The sequence below is a fragment of the Mycolicibacterium vaccae NBRC 14118 = CIP 105934 genome (assembly GCF_001552715.1).
GTDB classification, from domain to species: Bacteria; Actinomycetota; Actinomycetes; order Mycobacteriales; family Mycobacteriaceae; genus Mycobacterium; species Mycobacterium vaccae.
Window position 1 is genome coordinate 1 of record NZ_BCRS01000054.1, and the last position, 19,720, is coordinate 19,720.

The following is a 19,720-nucleotide window of genomic DNA, read 5'->3' on the forward strand; positions in this document are numbered from 1 at the left end:
ACCGTACGGCGGCACCACCTGGTCCGGCGGGGAGAAGTACGGCCACGGCGGCGGCGGCGGACCCTGCTCGTTCGGCGGCACCGGCAGCGGGAACGGCGCGTGCGGCGCCGGTCCGGGACCAGGGGTGACCCCCGGCGGCAACTGCACCGACGGAGGACCCGGATCGGGATCGACCTGCGGCGGGATGTTCGGGAACTTGTTGGGCGGCAGGATGTTACGGCCGTCCCCGATCGGCGTGCCGGCCGGGACCGGGGGTCCGCGCCACGGGTTGCTGCCGATCGGCACGTAGCCGCGGGGGTCCCGGCAGAGCTGCACCGTGGGCGCGCGCTTGCCCGGGAACTCCTGGCACGGGTAGTTGCGCGCACCGCGCACCACGCTCGGGTCGTTCTGCGGGACCTTGCAGTACAGGTCGGTGGGCAGGTCACGAAGCGTGGTGTCCGCCGGCGACCGGATCTGGGTCGCCGGGACGAACCCGGTCGCGCACGGCGGCGGATCCTGCAGGTGGATCTTGAAGTCGAGCTTGCCGCCCTCGTCGCTGGGCACGCCACCGGCCACGGTGTTCAGAGCGGCCATCAGCGCCGGGAACACCACGAGCGAGTGCTCGATCGACTTGTGGTAGATCACGCCGATCCGGCCGATGTTGGCGAGGTTGGCCGCCAGCATCGGGAACGACGGCCGGATACCGTCGAACGTCTCGTTGGCCACGGCCGCCGTCCCGGGGACAGTCTGCAGCGTGGTCCGCAGCTGCGGATCCGCCGCGGCCACCTCGGTGGTCAACCGGCCCAGCGACTCGGCCAGCGACCGGATGTCGTCCCCGCTGCGAATCTGCGCGTCCAGGAACGGACCGGCCTGATCGATGAGTTGCGTGGTCTGCGGGACGTTGGCGTTGGCCTCGTCGACCAGCAGCCGCGACGACTGGATCAGGCGGGCCAGCTCGGGGCCTGCGCCGTTGAACGCCTTGAACGCCTCGCGCAGCAGGTCCTGCAGCCGGCTGTTGCTCACGCTGCGGACCAGCGTGTCGGCCTCGGCCAGCAGTCCGGCGATGTCCTGCCCGATGGCGGTGCGGTCCATGCCGATGTCGGAGCCCTCGCGCAGCGTCGCCTCGGACGCGTCCTCCGGCGGCACCAGGTCGATGTACTGCTCGCCGATGGCGGAGACGCTCTTGACCGTCGCGGTCACGTTCTCCGGAACCGGTGTGCCGCTGTTCAACTGCATGTGCGCGACGACGCCCGTGTCGGACAGGCCGACCGACTTCACGTGGCCGACGGTGACGCCCCGGTAGGTCACGTTCGCGTTCTGGTACAGACCGCCGCCGGCGACGAAATTGGCGGTCACGTTGTAGGCGCCGATGCCGACCGCGGCAGGCACATGCAGGTAGAACAGGGCCACCGCACCGACACTGAGCACGGTGACGATCGAGAAGATCATCAGTTGCAGGCGCGTCAGACGATCCAGCATTACGGCGCCCCCTCGTGCTGTGTCGCCGTGCCCGGCGGGATCTTGAACGGATCCGCGGCCTGACCGGAGAGGTTGGCCATCGAGCCGGTGAGGAAATCGGGCGGGTTGACGACCTCACTGATCCGCTTCATGTTCGGATCCAGACCCAGCGAGGTGGTGAAGACCGACTCACCGACGCGGCGCAGCGTCAGGTCGAAGGTCGTGTACACGTTCAGGTAGTCCCCGCGCACGGCGTTGCGCAGGTACTTGTAGTGGAACGGGAACGTCGGGAGCAGTTCCAGATCCTTGATCAGGTAGTCGACGTGGTCGTTGAGTTCCTTGATGACCGGGAAGACGTCCTTGATGTCCGCGGCGAAATCGTCCTTGGTCTCGCGGAGCACCCGGGACGCGATGTTCGCGAAGCTGCGCAACGCGGTGAACGCGTCGACGATCTGGGCGCGATTGTCGTTGAGCACCGTGAGCGCCTCGGGCAGCGTGTCGAGGGTCCGGCCCAGGCTGTCCTTGCTACGGGCCAGGATCCCGGCGAACCGGTCCAGCCCCTCGACCGCGGCAATGATGTCCGCGGTCTGCCGGTCCAGCGACGCGGTCAGTTCGGCAAGCCTGGGCAACAGGCCGGCGAAGGTGCCCGACCGGCCCGCCACCGCGTTGTAGGTCTCATCGGTGATGTCCTGCAGCGCACCCAGATTGCCCTTGTTGACGACCATGCCGAGCGACGACAGCACCTGCTCGGTGGTGGGGTAGCTGCCGGTGCGGTCGATCGGGATCTCGCCGCCCTCGGCCAGCGTGCCGAAGCTGTCCTCGGGGGCGGTCAGCTCGATGTGCTGGGAACCGAGCAGTGAGGTCTGGGCGACCTTCGCCGTCGCGTTCTCCGGCAGTGTCACATTGCCGTCGAGAGACAGGGTGAGCCGGGCGAAGAAGGTGCCGTCGGGCTCCTGCACCGCTTCCACCCCCGACACACTGCCGACGGTCACGTCGTCGACCATCACCGGCGAGTTCTGCGGAAGCGTCGAGACGTCGGGCAGCTGCACCGAGATCGTGTACGACCCCGCACCGTGCCCGGCGGTGCCCGGCATGTTCAGCGAGTTCAGCCCCCCGAACTGGCAACCGGCCAGAAGCAGCGTGACCGACGAGAGTCCCAGTGCGCGGCGGATCATCGGCCCGCCTCCGCAGGTGCCGGCGCGGCCGGCGCCGGCCCCGTCGCGGGACCGCCGGCGTGCGACGTCGACGCCTCCGGTCCCTCGGCGGGAACCAGCAGTGAGGTCAGGTCGGCGTCGGGCGCCATGGTCGGCGGGGTCACGCCGGGGGCGTTCTGCCACTGCAGGTACGGCACCGGCGTCTCCGCCTTGGCCTCGGTGGCCGGTGTGTCGTAGATGATCTGCCCCTTGTAGGCGGTGATGCTGTTGATCGGGTGGAACAGCAGCGGCGGGTAGTTCATGGTGATCCGCTTGAACACCGGGCCCATCCGCTGGCGGCAGATTTCGGCGCGCTTGTAGTTGTCCGGGGTGGCCGCAGCGTCGAAGGTGCCACCGCAGATGAACTGCACGGGGTTGCCGAAGTTCGGCAGAGTGAGCAGACCGCCGACGGTGCCCTGCGCGGGGTTGTAGATGTTGTAGAAGTTGCTCAGGCCGTTCGGCGCGATGTGCAGGATCTGCTCGATGTCGTCGCTGTGCTCGGTGAGCAGGTTGGTGAAGTCGGTCAGCCGGTTGACCTGACCGATCAGCGCCTCGTTGCTCTCCCCCAGGAAGCCCCGCACGTCGGACAGCGCCTGGTTGAGGGTGCCCAGCGTCATATCGAGGTCGGTGGTGGCGTCGGCGAGCACCTGCGACACCGAGGCGACGTGGTTGGAGAACTGCACGATCTGCTCGTTGCTGTTCGACAGCGCGTCGACCAGCACCTGCAGATTGCGGATGGTGCCGAACAGGTCGGTGCGCGAATCCCCCAGTCGGCCCGCGGTCTGCGACAGCTCACGCAGTGCCCGCCGGAAGGTATCGCCGTTGCCGTCGAACGTGTCGGCGGCCTGGTTGACGAACGCGGTGAGCGGCCCCTGCACCGATCCCTGCTGCGGGCCGAGCTGGGTGCTGAGCTGGGTCAGCTGTTCCTTGACCTCGTCCCACTCGACCGGCACCGCGGTGCGGTCCAGCCCGATCTCGCCGCCATCGGCCAGCTCGCTGCCGCCCGTGTAGGCCGGTGCGAGCTGAATGAACCTGGCCGACACCAGGTTCGGCGAGATCACCAGCGCCTTCGCCTCGGCCGGGATCTTGACACCGTTGTCGATGGTCATCGTGATCTTCACGTCGCCGGCGCGGGGCTCGATCGAGTCGATCTTGCCGATCGGGACACCGACCACCCGGACGTCGTCGCCCGGGTACAGGCCGACCGCCGAGGTGAAGTACGCGATCACCTTCTGCCCGGTGCGGTTGGGCCACACCAGGTACGCCCCGACGATCAGCGTCGCGACCAGCACGCAGATCAGCGCGGTTCGCATCCAGCGGCTCCGCTGCACTGTGTTCCCTTGCGTCATGGCGACTTCGGCCTGATGATCATCCGCTCCGAGATGTAGCCACGAAGCATGTCGGACAGACTGTCGGGCAGCTTGCCCGGCTGGAAGTAGGTATCGAGCAGCACCTCGGCGATCGGCGCGGGCGGCAGACCGTAGAGGTTGATCTGGAATCCCGGTCCGGACCCGACGACCTCGCCGAGCGCGGTCGCGTACGGGGGCAGCCGCTTGAGGGCCTCGCCGATGTGTTCGCGGCGCTCGAGCAGGTTGTCCAGCACCAGGTTCAGCTTCTCCAGGGCCGGCTTGAACTCACGCCGGTTGTCGGCGACGAAACCGGACAGCTGGGTGGAGAGGTCGTCGATGCCGGCGATCAGGTTGCTCAACGCCTGACGCCGCTCGTCGAGCGCGGCGAACAGCAGGTTGCCGTCGGTGATCAGCTGGTTGACCTGACCGGCGCGCTGCGCGAGCGTGTCCGACACGTTCTTGGCATGTGCCAGAAGCTGATCCAGGGCTTCGTCACGGGCGTTGAGGCTGCGGGACAGGTTCGCGACGCCGTCGAGCGCGCTGCGCAGTTGCGGCGTGGCGTCGCGCAACGAATCCGTCAGCGTCTGCAGCGCGGTCTCGAACCTCGGCTTGTCCAGCGCGCTGACGTTCTGTCCGAGGTCCTGCAGGGCGGTGTTGAGGGTGTAGGCGGTGGTGGTGCGCCCCAGCGGGATCACCGTCGAGTCACCGCCGCCCTTGGGTGTGATGGCCAGCGACTTCTCGCCGAGCACGGTGTCGGTCTTGATCGCCACCAGCGACTGGTCCCCCACCTTGACCCCACGGTCGACGGTGAAGGTGATCTTGGCGGCGTCACCGGCCAGTTCGATGGCGCTGACCTTGCCGACCGCGATGCCCGAGATGTTCACATCGTTGCCCGGCAGGATGCCGCCGGCATCGGCGAAGTACGCCTCGTACGGCTTGCCCTGCGGGAAGAACGGCAGGGTCGAGTACCCGAAGGACACCAGCACCAGGCACGCGACCAGCACGATGCCGAAGATCCCGGTGCGCAACGGGTTCGAGTCTTCTGACCTACTCAACCTCGGCACACCTCCCCTTACTCGGATCCGGCGGTCCACCGAACGGGACCAGGATGTCGCTGCCCGCCGGGCCGTTGATCTTCAGCCGTGTCGAGCAGTAGAAGATGTTGAAGAACGAGCCGTAGGCGCCGAGCGCGTTGAGCCGCAGATAGTTCTCGGCGAGCGGCTCGATGACCTTGTTGACGTCGGCCTTGCGCTCGTCGAACCGCTGGGCGAACGGCCGGACGTTCTCGATCACACCCTGGATGGGCCTGCGGGACTCCTCCAGCATCTCGGTCAGGTCGGTCTCGGCCGAGGCCAGCGGCCCGATGGCACCGGCGATCGGATCCCGGCCCTCGGCCAGGCCGGTGATCAGTTTCTGCAACTGGTCGACGCTGGCGTTGAACTGGGCGCCCTTTTCGTCGACGGTGCCCAGCACCGTGTTCAGGTTGGTGATCACATCGCCGATGAGTTGATCGCGCGCGGCGAGGGTCTGGGTGAACGCGCTGGTGTTGGCCAGCATCGCCGACAGCGCCCCGCCCTCGCCCTGCAGCAGTTCGATGACGGCGTTGCTGATCTCGGTGACCTTGGTGCCGTCCAGACCTTTGAGCACCGGTCGGAGACCGCCGAGCAGCGCGTCCAGGTCCAGCGCCGGTTCGGTGTTGGTGACCATGCCACCCTTCGGCAGCTTGACCAGATCCCCTGGGCCCGAGGTGATCTCCAGGTACCGGTCGCCGACGAGGTTCTCGTAGCGGACCACCGCCTTGGTCGAGGTGTAGAGCTGATAGCGGTCGTTGACACTGAACGCGACGTCGACGGTGTTGTCCGGGTTGAGCTTGACGCCGTCGACCGTGCCTACCGGGACGCCGGCGATACGGACGTCCTGTCCGGCCTCCAGCCGTGACGCGTCGGTGAACGTCGCGTGGTACTTCTCCTCCGAGGCGAACCTGAACTCGCCGAAGACGACCACGAGCAGCACCGCGACCAGGAGCATCGCGACGGTGAAGATGCTGACGCTGACAATCGTCTTGTCCCGCTTCACTAGTAGTCGTCCCTTTCCGCGTAGGCGCCGTTGAACAGGAACTGCAGAGTCGAGGGTGCGTCGAACTGCAACTCGGTGTTCGGCTGGTACGGGACGTAGGCGTTGTCGGTGACCAGGAACGGTGTGTGGTACCAGGACCCGCCGTACTGCTTGCTCGGAACATCGGGCAGGCCACGGCAGTTCGGGCCGCCGGAGGCGTTGACGATCGGCAGGCTCTCCGGATACGTATAGGCCGGTGAGCCGGGCAGGAAGTTCGACGACACGAACAGGCCCGGCCTGATTCCGCCGATGATGGGCGCGAACCGGTCGGTCGCGGCGGCCGTGCCCTTGAGCGTGCAGCCGAACACCGGTGAGTATTCGGCGGCCACCTTCAGCGGGGCGCGCAACCGCTGCACCGTGGCGATGTAGTCGTCGGCGGCGGGCTCGAAGGTGGCCGTGCCGTTGTTGGCCAGCCCGGTCGCCGCCAGCAGTGCCGCGTTCAAGTTGTCCTGTTCGTCGACGATCGTCTTGCTGATCGCCGGCGCGTTCTCCAGGATCCGGACCAGGTCCGGGCCCGCGTCGCCGTAGATGTCGGCGACCGCCGCGGTGCGGCGCAGATCGTCCTGCAGCGCGGGAAGTTTCGGATTCATCTGCTCCAGGTAGGAGTTCAACCCGGACAGCAGTGCGCCGACGTCGTCACCGTTGCCGCGCAACCCTTCACCGAGCGCCGACAGCGCGGCGTTGAGGTTGATCGGGTCGATCTTGCCCAACAGGTCGGTCAGCGTCTGGAACAGCGTGTTGACCTCCAGCTGCACGCTGTCGGCCTTGACCTCGGCGCCCGGGCTCAGCGACTGGCTGTCCGGATACTCCGGGGCCAGGAACTCGACCGCCTTGGCGCCGAAGATCGTGGTGCCGCCGATGCGCACGGGGGCGTCGGCGGGGATGTAGCGCATGTCCTTGCGGTTGATGGCCAGCGTGAGCTTGGCGCCGTCACCGGCGTATTCGATCGACTCGACCTTGCCGACCTGAATTCCGCGGTACTTGACCTTGGCGTCCACGTCCATCACCAGGCCGGCCCGCGGGGAGAGCACGGTGACCTTGTCGGTCGGGGTGAATGCCGCGGTATAGGACAGGTAGGTGAAGACCACGGCCAGGAGCACCACCACAGCGAGGATCGCTGCAGCGATCCTCACGTGGCTGCGCTTGGCGTCACCGTCGGCCATCGATTTTCCTGCCTTACCCGGAGAGGTTGAAATTGCCGGACGCGCCGTAGACGGCGAGTGAGATCAACAGGACGATCGTCACGACGACGATCAGCGACGTGCGCACCGCCTGGCCCACAGCGATACCCACACCGACCGGCCCGCCCGAGGCGTTGTAGCCGTAGTAGGTGTGGACCAGCATCACCGCGATCGCCATCACGATCGCCTGCAGGAACGACCAGAGCAGATCGGTCGGGATCAGGAACGTGTTGAAGTAGTGGTCGTACAGGCCGGCGGACTGGCCGTTGATGTAGACGGTGGTGAACCGCGCGGCGAAGAACGCCGCCAGCACCGACAGCGCGTAGAGGGGCACGATCGCGATCAGTCCGGCGATCAGCCGGGTGGACACCAGATACGAGATCGAGTGCACCGCCATCGATTCGACCGCGTCGATCTCCTCCGCGACCCGCATAGCGCCCAACTGCGCGGTGGCGCCCGCGCCGATGGTGGCCGCCAGCGCGATGCCGGCGATCACCGGAGCCACGATGCGCACGTTCAGGAATGCCGAGAGGAACCCGGTGAGCGCCTCGATGCCGATGTTGCCCAGCGACGAGTAGCCCTGCACGGCGATCACACCGCCGGAGGCCAGGGTCATGAACGCAGCGACCCCGACGGTTCCGCCGATCATCACCAGAGCGCCGGTACCCATGGACATCTCGGCGATGAGCCGGATGGTCTCCTTGCGGTAGCGGGTCACCGCGTTCGGGACGTAGCGGAACGTCTCGCCGTAGAACAGCGCCTGCTCTCCGACGTTGTCCACGACCTGTGGGACCACGCGGAGCAGTCTGCGGAAGCGAATGGTGGCGTCGTAGCTCACAGCACCCTCACCCCGATGGCCGTCATGATCACGTTGATGACGAACAGGCAGATGAACGCGTAGACCACGGTCTCGTTGACCGCGTTGCCGACGCCCTTCGGGCCGCCCTTGACGGTCAGCCCGCGGTAGCAGCCCACCAGCCCGGCGACCAGGCCGAAGAGCAGCGCCTTGATCTCGGCGAGAATCAGCTCGGGCAGCCCGGTCAGGACCGTGAGCCCGTTGATGAACGATCCGGGGTTGACGCCCTGAAGGAACACCGAGAACACGTAGCCGCCGGACAGCCCGATCAGACAGACCAGCCCGTTGAGCAGCAGCGCGACGAAGGTGGACGCCAGCACGCGCGGCACGACCAGGCGCTGGATCGGATCGATGCCCAGCACGCGCATCGCGTCGATCTCCTCGCGGATGGTGCGCGCACCGAGATCGGCGCAGATCGCGGTGGCCCCCGCGCCCGCGACCACCAGCACCGTGACGACGGGGCCGAGCTGGGTGATGGTGCCGAACGCGGTGCCCGCCCCGGACAGGTCGGCGGCGCCGATCTCACGCAGCAGGATGTTCAGCGTGAACGCCACCAGCACCGTGAACGGGATGGCGACCAACAGTGTGGGCACCAGGGAGACGCGCGCGATCATCCACGTCTGTTCGAGGAACTCGCGGAACTGGAAGGGGCGGCGGAACGTCTTGGCGAACGTCTCCAAGGACATCTCGACGAACCCGCCCACGGCCCGCGCCGGCGCCGCAAGCTGTTCGATCAACCTCGGCTCCGTTCTCGGGACGCGGGATTCGGGAGGAACGACGGTCTGCATCTTGTGGCGAATTTTGCTGCGCCGAGAGCCGACGTCGTGCTCCGATCCCTGGGATCTGCGCTACTTCTGGCGGTTCGTAGTGGGCCGGATCATATTAACTAGAACATGTTCGCAGTGTCAAAGAACGGCAAATACCGTCATCGTTGTTAATTTACGCAGCTCAAGGCCAGTGTGACACAGCTCATCCTAGAACGTGTTCTAGTAGCGCAGATTGGCCCGCAACCGAGACCGTCAGTCTGGGTCGCCGAGACCCATCGCGGCCGAGAAACTCCGCTCCGGATCACGATCAGCAAAGTAATTCTGCAGCGTGTCGGACAATGTGGACGGGTCCCAGGCGTCTCCGTCGGCGCTGAACTGCCGCTCTGCCGTCGGTGCCGCGAGGAGGGTCACGGTCGGACCATAGACGATAAAGAGCTGCCCGTTGACCCCTTCCGAGGCAGGGGAAGCTAAGAATTGGACCAGGTTCACCACGTGGTCGGGTGACAGCGGATCCACCGCGCCCTCCGGCAACTCCGGCGCGTCGCCGAACACCCCGGCCGTCATCGCCGTGCGGGCCCTCGGCGCGATCGCGTTGGCCCGTACCCCGAACCGGCCGAGCGCGCGGGCGGCCGACAGCGTCAGCGCGGTGATGCCCGCCTTGGCGGCGCCGTAGTTGGGCTGGCCGACCGGGCCGGACAGCCCCGCCTCCGAGGACGTGTTGATGATCCGGCCGTACACCGTGCCCGCACCGTCGTCGCCGCCGGCCTTGGCCTTCGAGCGCCAGTACGTCGCCGCGTTGCGGGTCAACAGGAAGTGGCCGCGCAGGTGCACCGCGATGACCGCGTCCCACTCCTCGTCGGTCATGTTGAACAGGATGCGGTCGCGGGTGATGCCTGCGTTGTTGACGACGATCCCGAGACCGCCGAGACCGTCGGCGGTCTCGACGAGCTCGTCGGCGGTGGACCGCGCACTGATGTCGCCGGCGACGGCGACGCCCTTGGCGCCCGCCGCGGCGATCTCGTCGAGGACGTCGGACTTGTCCAGCGCCGGGGCGATGTCGTTGACGACGACGGTGGCTCCCGCTTTCGCCAGCCCGATGGCTTCGGCGCGGCCGAGCCCGGCCGCGGCCCCGGTGACGACGGCGACGCGCCCGGACAGATCTGTTGCTGTTTGGCTCAAGTTACTAATACCTCTAGTCGTGACGGATCAGGGCGGCGCGGGGGCACTCGGCGATGGACTGCTCGGCGACGGCCTCCTCGCCTGCGGGCACCGGGTCGGCCTTGACGACCGCGTAGTCGTCGTCGTCGAGCTCGAACAGGTCGGGCGCTATTCCTACGCACACCGCGTTGCCTTCGCAGCGGTCACGATCCACTTCCACTCGCATCTGATCCTCCTGTCGGTCCGGGCTGTCGGCCCGATCCTGCCTGGGCGCACAGTGTGCCACTGACACCACCCTGGACCCCAACACTAGAACGTGTTACAACCGGGGAACACCGGAGGTATGCCCCGGCGGCCGGGACGGCACCTCCGGACAAGGCTCTCAGACAAGTGAGGACGGCGCGATGCGGATCGGTTACACCCCCGAGCAGGAGGAGTTGCGGCGCGAACTGCGCGCGTACTTCACCAAGCTCATGACACCCGAGCGCGCCGAGGCGCTGGCGTCCAACGACGGCGAGATGGGGCGCGGAAACGTCTACCGCGAGACGGTCGAGCAGATGGGCAGGGACGGCTGGCTCACGCTGTCCTGGCCCGAGGAGTTCGGCGGTCAGGCGCGGCCGCCGATGGACGGCTTGATCTTCAACGACGAGGCCGCGATCGCCAACGTGCCGGTGCCGTTCCTGACGATCAACAGCGTCGCACCGACGATCATGCACTTCGGCACCGACGAGCAGAAGAAGTTCTTCCTGCCCAAGATCGCCGCCGGCAAACTGCACTTCTCCATCGGCTACTCGGAGCCGGGCGCGGGCACCGACCTGGCGGCGCTGCGGACCACCGCGGTGCACGACGGTGACGACTACGTCATCAACGGCCAGAAGATGTGGACCAGCTTGATCGCCTACGCCGACTACGTGTGGCTGGCCGTGCGGACGAATCCCGACGCCAAGAAGCACCGCGGGATCTCCATGCTCATCGTGCCCACCACCGCCGAAGGCTTCTCCTGGACTCCGGTGCACACGATGTCCGGGGTGGACACCAGCGCGACGTACTACCAGGACGTCCGGGTTCCGAAGTCGGCACTGGTCGGCGGAGAGAACGGCGGCTGGAAGCTGGTCACCAACCAGCTCAACCACGAACGGGTGGCGCTGGTGTCGGCGCAGCCGATCTTCGTCGCGCTCGACGGGGTCCGCGAATGGGCCCAGAACACCAAGGACGCCCACGGAAATCGGCTCATCGATTCGCAATGGGTGCAACTGAACCTGGCGCGCGTGCACGCCAAGGCCGAGGTGCTCAAACTGATCAACTGGGAGCTCGCCTCAGCGCAGGACGCGGCCCCCTCCCCCGCCGACGCGTCGGCGGCCAAGGTGTACGGCACCGAGTTGGCGACCGAGGCCTACCGGCTGCTGATGGAGGTGTTGGGCACCGCCGCCACGCTGCGCCCCGGTTCCCCCGGCGCGGTGCTGCGCGGCCGCATCGAACGCATGCACCGGTCCTGCCTGATCCTGACCTTCGGCGGCGGCACCAACGAGATCCAGCGCGACATCATCGGCATGGTCGCACTCGGCCTGCCCCGAGTGAACCGGTAAAGGGACCTTCAGACATGGACTTCAAGACGACCGAAGCAGGCGACGACCTCGGCGGGCTGGTGCGCACGATCACCGAGTCGGTGGTCACCGCCGAGCACCAGCGCGCCCTCGACGGACTCGGCCCGGAGTCGGGCGGACGGTTCGACCGTGACCTGTGGCGCAAGCTGATCGACGCCGACATCCTTTCCACGACCGCACCGGAGTCCCTGGGCGGCGGCGGGTTCGGGGTGCTCGAGGAGGTCGCGGTGCTGGTGGCACTCGGGCGCCAGCTCTCCGCGGTCCCCTACCTGGAATCGGTCGTACTCGCCGCAGGTGCGCTGGCGAAGTTCGGATCCGATGCGCTGCAGCAGGACTGGGCGGTGCCGGCGATCAAGGGGGAGAGGGTGCTCGCGGTGGCCCTCGACGGTGAGATGGGCGAGGGCCCGGTCCGGGCGCAGACCTCCGGGGACCGCGTCACGCTCACCGGGACCAGGACCCAGGTCGCGTTCGGGGTGAACGCCGACGCGTTCCTGGTGCCTGCCGAAACCGATTCCGGCACCGGGGTCTTCCTGATCAGCTCTGCCGACGACGGCGTCACGGTGGGCGCGCTGGACACCACCGGGCACGGAAGTGTGGCCGCGCTGCAGTTGCAGGGCGTCGGCGTCGGCGCGGACCGCCGTGTCGGCGGCGCCGAGGTACTGGACTGGTTGGTGACCCGACACGCATTGGGACGCAGCGCCTACCAGCTCGGAGTCCTCGAGCGGGCGCTGGAGCTGACCGCGGTGTACGCGCGTGAGCGCGAGCAGTTCGACCGCCCGATCGGCAGCTTCCAGGCCGTGTCCTCGCGCCTGGCCGACGGCTACATCGACATCAAGGGTCTCCGCCTGACGCTGACCCAGGCGGCGTGGCGACTGTCCGAGGATCTTCCCGCCGACGTCGACGTCGCCGCCGCGGCGTTCTGGGCCGCCGAGGCCGGGCACCGGGTCGCGCACACCGCGGTGCACGTCCACGGTGGCGTCGGCATCGACGTCGACCACCCCGTGCACCGCTACTTCCTGGCCGCCAAGCAGACCGAGTTCGCGCTCGGCGGCGCCACCGGGCAGTTGCTGCGCATCGGCCGCGAACTGGCCGACACCCCGGTCTGAACCACCCACCGGTGACCACCGTCTCGTCCTTGCTGGCGAAACTCACCGACGTCGACGACCGAGGAGTGCACTGGGCCGACCCCGTCACCGGCTCGGTGTCGTTCACCAGCTGGCGCAACCACATTCGGGACGGCGCGGCGCTCGCGGCGGCGCTGCGGGCCCGGATGGATCCGGGCCGCCCACCGCACGTCGGGGTGCTGCTCGGCAACACGCCGTTCTTCGGCACCGTCCTGGTGGCCGCCGCGTTGTCGGGCATCGTGCCCGTCGGCCTGAACCCGACACGTCGCGGCCAGGCACTGCGCCGTGACGCCGACCATGCCGACTGCCAGCTGGTATTGGGCGACCGCGACCATCACCGCGACGGTGTCGAGGTGATCGATGTCGAATCGTCGTCGTTCGCGGCCGAACTGGACGCCCACCGGGATTCAGCTGCGGTCGACTTCCCGGATCCCGATCCCGACGACCTGTTCATGTTGATCTTCACGTCGGGCACCAGCGGGGATCCGAAGGCGGTGCGGTGCACGCACGAGAAGGTCGCGTTTCCCGGGCTGATGCTCGCGCAGCGGTTCGGGCTGGGACCCGAGGACACGTGCTACCTGTCGATGCCGCTGTTCCACTCGAACGCGATCATGGCCGGCTGGGCGCCGGCAGTGGCGGCCGGCGCGTCGATCGCGTTGCGCCGCAAGTTCTCCGCGTCGCAGTTCTTCCCGGATGTGCGCCGGTTCGGCGCTACCTACGCCAACTATGTCGGCAAACCGCTGTCCTACATCCTGGCTGCGCCCGAACATCCGGACGACGCCGACAACCCGCTGCGGATCGCCTACGGCAACGAGGCCGCACCTAGGGATCTGGGCCGGTTCGCCGAACGCTTCGGGGTCACCGTGGTCGACGGCTTCGGTTCCAGCGAGGGCGGGGTGTCCATCGCGCGGACCCCCGACACCCCGGACGGGGCACTGGGCCCGCTGACCGGCGGGGTGACGATCCTCGACGTCGACACCGGTGCCGAATGCCCGCCCGGGGTCGTCGGCGAACTGGTGAACACCGAAGGGTCCGGTCAGTTTCGGGGCTACTACAAGGATCCGGCCGCCGAAGCCGAACGCATGCGGGGCGGCGTCTATCACAGCGGGGACCTGGCCTACCGCGACGAGAACGGCTTCGCCTACTTCGCCGGCCGGCTCGGCGACTGGATGCGCGTGGACGGGGAGAATCTGGGCACCGCTCCGATCGAACGGATCCTGATGCGCTTCCCCGGTGTCACCGAGGTCGCGGTGTACCCGATCCCCGATCCCGCCGTCGGGGATCAGGTGATGGCGGCGTTGGTGCTGCCCGAGGATCGCCCCTTCGATCCGGAGGCGTTCACCCGGTTCCTGGTCGAACAACCCGATCTGGGACCCAAGCAGTGGCCGAAGTTCGTGCGCACCGCGAGCGCGTTACCGCGCACCGAGACCTTCAAGGTCCTCAAACGCCGACTCTCTGCCGAAGGCGTGGGCTGCGCGGATCCGGTCCACCCGATCACCCGGCCATGACCACCCGCCGCGACGACATCGCCGCCATGCTGCTCGACCGCGTCGGCGACCAGCGGCCCGGATTGCGCACCCGCGAGCGGGACTGGACGTGGGACGAGGTGGTGCGCGAGTCGGCGGTGCGCGCGTCCTACATGTCGACGCTGCCCAACCTGGAGCCCCCGCACATCGGGGTGCTGCTGGACAACGTGCCGGATTTCGTGTTCTGGCTCGGCGCCGCGGCCCTGTCCGGCGCCACCCTCGTCGGGCTGAACCCCACCCGGGGGGCCGAGGGACTGGCCGCCGATATCCGGCACGCGGACTGTGGTCTGATCGTCACCGGCGAGGCCGGGGCCCAGCGGCTGGCCGGGCTCGACCACGGGGTGGCGCCCGAGCGGGTGTTACGTGTCGAGGACCCCGGCTACCGGGATCTACTGCGAGCGCACCGTTCCGAGCCGGTGGCCGCGCCGGGGGTGGGTGCCGAATCGCTGTTCCTGCTGCTGTTCACCTCGGGGACCACCGGGACGTCGAAAGCCGTCCGGTGCAGCCAGGGCCGTCTGGCCCGCATCGCGTACACGGCCGCCGACAAGTTCGGCCATCACCGCGACGATGTCGACTACTGCTGCATGCCGTTGTTCCACGGCAACGCGATCATGGCGCTGTGGGCGCCCGCGCTGGCCAACGGCGCCACCGTGTGCCTGACCCCGACGTTCTCGGCGTCGCGATTCCTGTCCGACGTGAGGTTTTTCGGCGCGACCTTCTTCACCTACGTGGGCAAGGCGCTGGCCTATCTGCTGGCCGTACCGGAGGCCGGCGACGACGCGGACAACCCGCTGCAGCGCGGATTCGGCACCGAGGCGTCCCCGGAGGACCAGCGGGAGTTCCACCGCCGGTTCGGCGCGCAGCTGTTCGAGGGTTACGGCTCCAGCGAGGGCGGGGCGGTCGTCACGCCCGATCCGTCGGCTCCGCCGTCGGCGCTGGGCCGGCCCGCGCACCCCGACGTCGTGGTCGTCGAACCGGACACCATGAACCCCTGCGCCAGAGCAGTTCTCGACCCGAGAGGCAGGGTGCTCAACGCCGACGCGGCGATCGGCGAGATCGTCGACCGCCGCGGCGCCCGGGACTTCGAGGGTTACTACAAGAACGACGCCGCCGACGCCGAACGGACCCGCAACGGGTGGTACTGGTCCGGCGACCTCGGATACCTCGACGCCGGCGGGTTCCTCTACTTCGCGGGCCGGCGCGGCGACTGGTTGCGCGTCGACGGGGAGAACACCTCGACGTTGTCCATCGAGCGGGTGCTGCGACGCCACCCCGATGTCGTCGCCGCAGCGGTCTACGGCGTCCCCGACCCGCGTTCGGGCGACCAGGTGATGGCCGCCGTGGAGGTCGACGATCCGGACTCGTTCGACGTCGACGGGTTCTCGTCGTTCCTGGTCGGCCAGGAAGACCTGGGTACCAAGGGTTTCCCGCGACTGCTGCGGGTTTCGGCGAAGTTGCCCGCCACCGGGTCCAACAAGGTGCTCAAGCGCCAGTTGCAGACCCAGCGCTGGCACACCGACGACGCGGTCTACCGGTGGGCGGGCCGCGGGCGCCCGCAGTACCGGCGCATGACTGCCGCCGACCGCGACGCGCTCGATGGGGAGTTCACTGCGAACGGAAGGGACCGCCATGTATGACTGGGACGAGACCACCGACGTGCTGATCGCCGGGTCCGGCGCGGGCGGAGCCACCGGCGCCTACACCGCGGCGCGGGAGGGCCTGGAGGTGATCCTGGTGGAGGCGACCGACAAGTTCGGCGGCACCACCGCGTATTCGGCCGGCGGCGGAATGTGGTTCCCGTGCAACCCGGTGCTGGTGCGGGCCGGGGTCGACGACACCCTCGACGACGCCGTGGAGTACTACGCCGCGGTGGTCGGCGACCGGACGCCGCACGCGCTGCAGGAGACCTACGTCCGTAGCGGCGCACCGCTGATCGAATACCTGGAAGCCGATGAGCTGCTGAAGTTCTCGCTGCTCCCCTGGCCCGACTATTTCGGTAAGGCGCCCAAGGCCCGGGCTGACGGGATGCGTCACATCGCGGCCAAGCCGCTCAAGGTCGCCGCCGCACCGCACCTGCGCGAGCTCGTCCGCGGCCCGCTGGACGCCGACCGTCTCGGGCATCCGCAGCCTGAGGACTACTTCGTCGGTGGCCGGGCGCTGATCGCTCGACTGTTGGCTGCCGCGGGTCGCCACCCGCACTGGTCGGCGCAGCGCAACACCGCACTCACCGAGCTCGTCGTCGAGGACGGCAGGGTCGTCGGCGCCGTCGTCGAATCCGCCGGCCGGCGCCGCGCGATCCGTGCCCGGCGCGGCGTCCTGCTGTCTGCGGGCGGCTTCGAGCGCAACGACGAGATGCGGGCCCGTTACGGCGTACCGGGGTCGTCGCGGGACACCATGGGGCCCTGGGGGAACCAGGGGCGGGCTCATCTGGCCGCCATCGCGGCCGGCGCCGACACCGACCTGATGGACCAGGCGTGGTGGTCGCCCGGGCTGACGCATCCCGACGGCTCGTCGGCATTCGCCCTGTGGTTCACCGGCGGCATCTTCGTCGACGACGAGGGCAGGCGCTTCACCAACGAGTCGGCCGCCTACGACAGGCTCGGCCGGGCCGTCCTCGCGGCGATGGCCGACGGTGCCGTCACACTGCCGTTCTGGATGATCTACGACGACAGGGACGGACTCGTTCCGCCGGTGAAGGCGACCAACGTCGGGATGGTCGAACCCGAGAAGTACGTCGCGGCCGGGCTGTGGCGCACCGCGGACACGCTCGAGGAGCTCGCCGTGGCGATCGGCGTGCCGCCGCGGAATCTGGCCGAGACGGTGGCGCGGTTCAACGAGTTCGTGAGGACCGGCCGCGACGAGGACTTCGGCCGCGGCGACGAACCCTACGACCGGGCGTTCTCCGGCGGCGCGCCGCCGCTGTACCCGATCGACCGCGGCCCGTTCCACGCCGCCGCGTTCGGAGTGTCGGATCTGGGCACCAAGGGAGGATTGCGCACCGATACCGCCGCGCGGGTGCTCGATTCGGCGGACAATGTGATTCCCGGCCTGTACGCGGCGGGCAACACGATGGCCGCACCCAGCGGCACCGTCTACCCCGGCGGCGGCAATCCGATCGGCACCAGCATGGTGTTCAGCCACCTGGCCGTGTCGGACATGGCGAAAGGAACCCCGCGATGAGCGACACCGGAGCCGTCGGCGCCGTCCGCCACATCGACACCGGCAGGCAGATGACGCGGTTCGCCCGCGGCTGGCACTGCCTCGGGCTCGCGGAGTCTTTCCGCGACGGACAGCCGCACGGCGTCGACGCGTTCGGCACCCTGTTGGTGGTGTTCGCCGATTCCCAGGGCGAGCTACGAGTCCTGGACGGCTACTGCCGGCACATGGGCGGCAATCTCGCCCAGGGCACCGTCAAGGGCGACGAGGTCGCCTGCCCCTTCCACGACTGGCGCTGGGGCGGCGACGGCAAGTGCAAGCTCGTCCCCTACGCCAAGCGCACCCCCCGCCTGGCCCGCACCCGCGCCTGGCACACCACCGAGGTCAACGGACAGCTGCTGGTGTGGCACGACCCCGAGGGGTCCACTCCGTCCGCGGAACTCACCCCGCCGACGATCGAGGGGTTCGACGAGGGCCGCTGGTCGCCGTGGCAGTGGAATTCGATCCTGATCGACGGCGCGCACTGCCGCGAGATCGTCGACAACAACGTCGACATGGCCCACTTCTTCTACATCCACCACGCCTACCCGACGTACTTCAAGAACGTCATCGAGGGTCACACCGCCAGCCAGTTCATGGAGTCCAAGCCGCGCCCCGACGTCGTCGCCGACCCCGACAAACTCTGGGAGGGAACGTATCTGCGCTCCGAGGCGACCTACTTCGGCCCGGCGTACATGATCAACTGGCTGCACAACGACCTCGCGCCCGGCTTCACGGTCGAGGTGGCGCTGATCAACTGCCACTACCCCGTCACCCACAATTCGTTCACATTGCAGTGGGGCGTGGCGGTGCGCGAGATGCCGGAACTGCCCGCCGCCAAGGCCGCCGGTCTCGCCGCGGCGCTGAACCGCTCGTTCGGCGAGGGCTTCCTCGAAGACGTGGAGATCTGGAAGAACAAGTCACCGATCGAGAACCCACTGCTGACCGAAGAGGACGGCCCCGTCTACCAGCACCGCCGCTGGTACCACCAGTTCTACGTCGACGCCGCCGACGTCACCGCCGATATGACCGACCGCTACGAGCAGGAGGTCGACACCACCCACGCCTACGACCTGTGGCAGCAGGAGGTCGAGCAGAACCTCGCCGCCAGGAGGCACGCCACCCCGTAGATCCGGTCACGGCGTACGGTCGGACCGGTGAGCTACCGCGAGATGCCGGCTCCGGCGCCGCTGCGTGACCTCGCAGAATGCCTATGGGTGGCGCAGCGCACGGGTGTCGCGCGGATACTTCCGGACGGCTGCATGGACCTCATCGAGATGGACGGCGCGGTGGTGATCGCAGGGCCTGACACTGCTGCGTTCCTCAGTGAGCAGCGAAGCGCTGTGGTCACCGGCATCCGCTTCCGTCCGGGCGCGCTGCCGCGACTGCTCGGCGTCCCTGCCGCCGAACTCTGCAGCACCCGGGTGGCGCTGGCCGAGGTGCGCCGCGATGCCGCAGCCGGATCGGTGTTGTCGGTCGCGGCGCGACTGATGGCCGCAGACGCCGCCCGAGAGACCGCACCCTGGTCCGTGGCTCAGCTCCGGCACATCACCTCACGCTTCGCGGCGGGCGCGCCGGTGCGCTCGGTTGCTGACGAGATCGGCTGTTCGACAAGGACTCTGCAGCGTCAGAGCACCGCGGTCTATGGCTACGGCCCGGCCGTGCTGCGGCGAATACTGCGCTTCCGGCGTGCGGTGGGTTTACTGCGCTCGGGCTGCCCGGTCGCCGACACCGCGTATGCCGCGGGCTACTCCGACCAGGCGCACCTGTCCCGGCAGGTGCGCGAACTCGCAGGCGTGTCGGTCGGTCAGCTCGTCAGTGGAGCGAACAGGTCCACCGCTGTCCCGTCCGGGTCGGACACCGTCGCATAGCGCTGGCCCCACGGGGCGTCGAACGGCTTCAGCGCGCCCTCGTGCCCCGCCTCGGTCAGTCGGGTGTACACCGCGTCGACGCCGGCCGGCGTCGCCAGCCCGAACGCGATCATCACCCGCCCTGCCGATTCGGGAGGCGTCCAACCGGGATGCATGCCGGCGATGGTGTCCTCGGTGTCGAACAGCAGCCGGGTGCCGCCGGGCAGTTCGACCTCGACGTGCCCGGTATCGGTGTCGGGGACGTCGAGGCCGAGCAATCGGTAAAACGCCAGCGAACGTGCCACGTCGGCGGCCACGATCTCGACAGCGACTGAGGTGGGTCGGAGGTCCATGCCGTCGACGCT

General features: G+C 68.4%; 18 protein-coding genes. 7 read left to right on the forward strand and 11 right to left on the reverse strand.

What is annotated here, in order from left to right; genetic code table 11:
* The 10 genes from MVA01S_RS12385 to MVA01S_RS12430 all read right to left on the reverse strand — a co-directional run.
* Positions 1–1,458: MCE family protein (locus MVA01S_RS12385; protein WP_060941604.1), on the reverse strand; the 1,458-nt coding region annotated here is incomplete at its 3' end.
* Positions 1,458–2,612 (reverse strand): MCE family protein, encoded by a 1,155-nt coding sequence (locus MVA01S_RS12390; RefSeq protein WP_003930510.1) that lies wholly within the window; start codon positions 2,610–2,612, stop codon positions 1,458–1,460. The genes MVA01S_RS12385 and MVA01S_RS12390, both read right to left, overlap by 1 nt.
* Positions 2,609–3,979 carry an MCE family protein gene (locus tag MVA01S_RS12395; RefSeq protein ID WP_040541197.1) on the reverse strand — a complete coding sequence of 457 codons (1,371 nt, stop codon included), beginning with the start codon at positions 3,977–3,979 and terminating at the stop codon, positions 2,609–2,611. The genes MVA01S_RS12390 and MVA01S_RS12395 overlap by 4 nt, the downstream gene beginning before the upstream one ends.
* Positions 3,976–5,034 (reverse strand): virulence factor Mce family protein, encoded by a 1,059-nt coding sequence (locus MVA01S_RS12400; RefSeq protein ID WP_003930512.1) that lies wholly within the window; start codon positions 5,032–5,034, stop codon positions 3,976–3,978. Before MVA01S_RS12400 ends, MVA01S_RS12395 begins: the two co-directional genes overlap by 4 nt.
* Positions 5,027–6,055: an MCE family protein gene (locus tag MVA01S_RS12405; RefSeq protein ID WP_003930513.1), complete on the reverse strand. Its 1,029-nt coding sequence runs from the start codon at positions 6,053–6,055 to the stop codon at positions 5,027–5,029. Before MVA01S_RS12405 ends, MVA01S_RS12400 begins: the two co-directional genes overlap by 8 nt.
* Positions 6,055–7,257, reverse strand: a complete 1,203-nt coding sequence (locus MVA01S_RS12410; RefSeq protein WP_003930514.1) for an MCE family protein — start codon at positions 7,255–7,257, stop codon at positions 6,055–6,057. Before MVA01S_RS12410 ends, MVA01S_RS12405 begins: the two co-directional genes overlap by 1 nt.
* A gap of 13 nt (positions 7,258–7,270) precedes the next feature.
* On the reverse strand, positions 7,271–8,113 hold the full coding sequence (locus MVA01S_RS12415; RefSeq protein WP_003930515.1) for an MlaE family ABC transporter permease: 843 nt from the start codon (positions 8,111–8,113) through the stop codon (positions 7,271–7,273).
* Complete coding sequence (locus tag MVA01S_RS12420; protein WP_003930516.1) at positions 8,110–8,868, reverse strand: MlaE family ABC transporter permease; 759 nt, start codon at positions 8,866–8,868, stop codon at positions 8,110–8,112. The genes MVA01S_RS12415 and MVA01S_RS12420 overlap by 4 nt, the downstream gene beginning before the upstream one ends.
* Before the next feature lie 282 nt (positions 8,869–9,150).
* Entirely contained in the window at positions 9,151–10,077 is a 927-nt protein-coding gene (locus MVA01S_RS12425; RefSeq protein WP_003930517.1) for a 3-oxoacyl-ACP reductase, read from the reverse strand.
* Positions 10,078–10,090: 13 nt separating this feature from the next.
* Complete coding sequence (locus tag MVA01S_RS12430) at positions 10,091–10,282, reverse strand: ferredoxin (RefSeq protein WP_003930518.1); 192 nt, start codon at positions 10,280–10,282, stop codon at positions 10,091–10,093.
* 178 nt (positions 10,283–10,460) lie between these two features.
* On the opposite strand from MVA01S_RS12430, the gene MVA01S_RS12435 reads away from it, so the two are divergent.
* Genes MVA01S_RS12435 through MVA01S_RS12465 form a run of 7 tightly spaced genes read left to right on the forward strand, consistent with a single transcriptional unit; the run spans position 10,461 to position 19,376 of the window.
* Entirely contained in the window at positions 10,461–11,642 is a 1,182-nt protein-coding gene (locus MVA01S_RS12435; RefSeq protein WP_003930519.1) for an acyl-CoA dehydrogenase family protein, read from the forward strand.
* 14 nt (positions 11,643–11,656) lie between these two features.
* Complete coding sequence (locus tag MVA01S_RS12440) at positions 11,657–12,766, forward strand: acyl-CoA dehydrogenase family protein (protein WP_003930520.1); 1,110 nt, start codon at positions 11,657–11,659, stop codon at positions 12,764–12,766.
* A gap of 11 nt (positions 12,767–12,777) precedes the next feature.
* Positions 12,778–14,292, forward strand: a complete 1,515-nt coding sequence (gene fadD17 / locus MVA01S_RS12445) for a long-chain-fatty-acid--CoA ligase FadD17 (protein WP_003930521.1) — start codon at positions 12,778–12,780, stop codon at positions 14,290–14,292.
* On the forward strand, positions 14,289–15,947 hold the full coding sequence (gene casI / locus MVA01S_RS12450; RefSeq protein WP_003930522.1) for a steroid-22-oyl-CoA synthetase: 1,659 nt from the start codon (positions 14,289–14,291) through the stop codon (positions 15,945–15,947). Before fadD17 ends, casI begins: the two co-directional genes overlap by 4 nt.
* Entirely contained in the window at positions 15,940–17,490 is a 1,551-nt protein-coding gene (locus MVA01S_RS12455; RefSeq protein WP_003930523.1) for an FAD-binding protein, read from the forward strand. The genes casI and MVA01S_RS12455 overlap by 8 nt, the downstream gene beginning before the upstream one ends.
* Positions 17,487–18,635: a 3-ketosteroid-9-alpha-monooxygenase, oxygenase component gene (locus MVA01S_RS12460; protein WP_003930524.1), complete on the forward strand. Its 1,149-nt coding sequence runs from the start codon at positions 17,487–17,489 to the stop codon at positions 18,633–18,635. The genes MVA01S_RS12455 and MVA01S_RS12460 overlap by 4 nt, the downstream gene beginning before the upstream one ends.
* A gap of 27 nt (positions 18,636–18,662) precedes the next feature.
* Positions 18,663–19,376, forward strand: a complete 714-nt coding sequence (locus tag MVA01S_RS12465; protein WP_003930525.1) for a helix-turn-helix domain-containing protein — start codon at positions 18,663–18,665, stop codon at positions 19,374–19,376.
* On the opposite strand, the gene MVA01S_RS12470 is transcribed toward MVA01S_RS12465, so the two are convergent.
* On the reverse strand, positions 19,313–19,708 hold the full coding sequence (locus MVA01S_RS12470; protein WP_003930526.1) for a VOC family protein: 396 nt from the start codon (positions 19,706–19,708) through the stop codon (positions 19,313–19,315). The two genes, MVA01S_RS12465 and MVA01S_RS12470, sit on opposite strands and share 64 nt — an antisense overlap.
* Positions 19,709–19,720: the final 12 nt, after the last annotated feature.

Coding starts and splice junctions, on each gene's coding strand:
- MVA01S_RS12390 (WP_003930510.1), bottom strand. CDS start 2,612: ATGATCCGCCGCGCACTGGGACTCTCGTCGGTCACGCTGCTTCTGGCC.
- MVA01S_RS12395 (WP_040541197.1), bottom strand. CDS start 3,979: ATGACGCAAGGGAACACAGTGCAGCGGAGCCGCTGGATGCGAACCGCG.
- MVA01S_RS12410 (WP_003930514.1), bottom strand. CDS start 7,257: ATGGCCGACGGTGACGCCAAGCGCAGCCACGTGAGGATCGCTGCAGCG.
- MVA01S_RS12430 (WP_003930518.1), bottom strand. CDS start 10,282: ATGCGAGTGGAAGTGGATCGTGACCGCTGCGAAGGCAACGCGGTGTGC.
- MVA01S_RS12435 (WP_003930519.1), top strand. CDS start 10,461: ATGCGGATCGGTTACACCCCCGAGCAGGAGGAGTTGCGGCGCGAACTG.
- MVA01S_RS12440 (WP_003930520.1), top strand. CDS start 11,657: ATGGACTTCAAGACGACCGAAGCAGGCGACGACCTCGGCGGGCTGGTG.
- casI (WP_003930522.1), top strand. CDS start 14,289: ATGACCACCCGCCGCGACGACATCGCCGCCATGCTGCTCGACCGCGTC.
- MVA01S_RS12455 (WP_003930523.1), top strand. CDS start 15,940: ATGTATGACTGGGACGAGACCACCGACGTGCTGATCGCCGGGTCCGGC.
- MVA01S_RS12460 (WP_003930524.1), top strand. CDS start 17,487: ATGAGCGACACCGGAGCCGTCGGCGCCGTCCGCCACATCGACACCGGC.
- MVA01S_RS12470 (WP_003930526.1), bottom strand. CDS start 19,708: ATGGACCTCCGACCCACCTCAGTCGCTGTCGAGATCGTGGCCGCCGAC.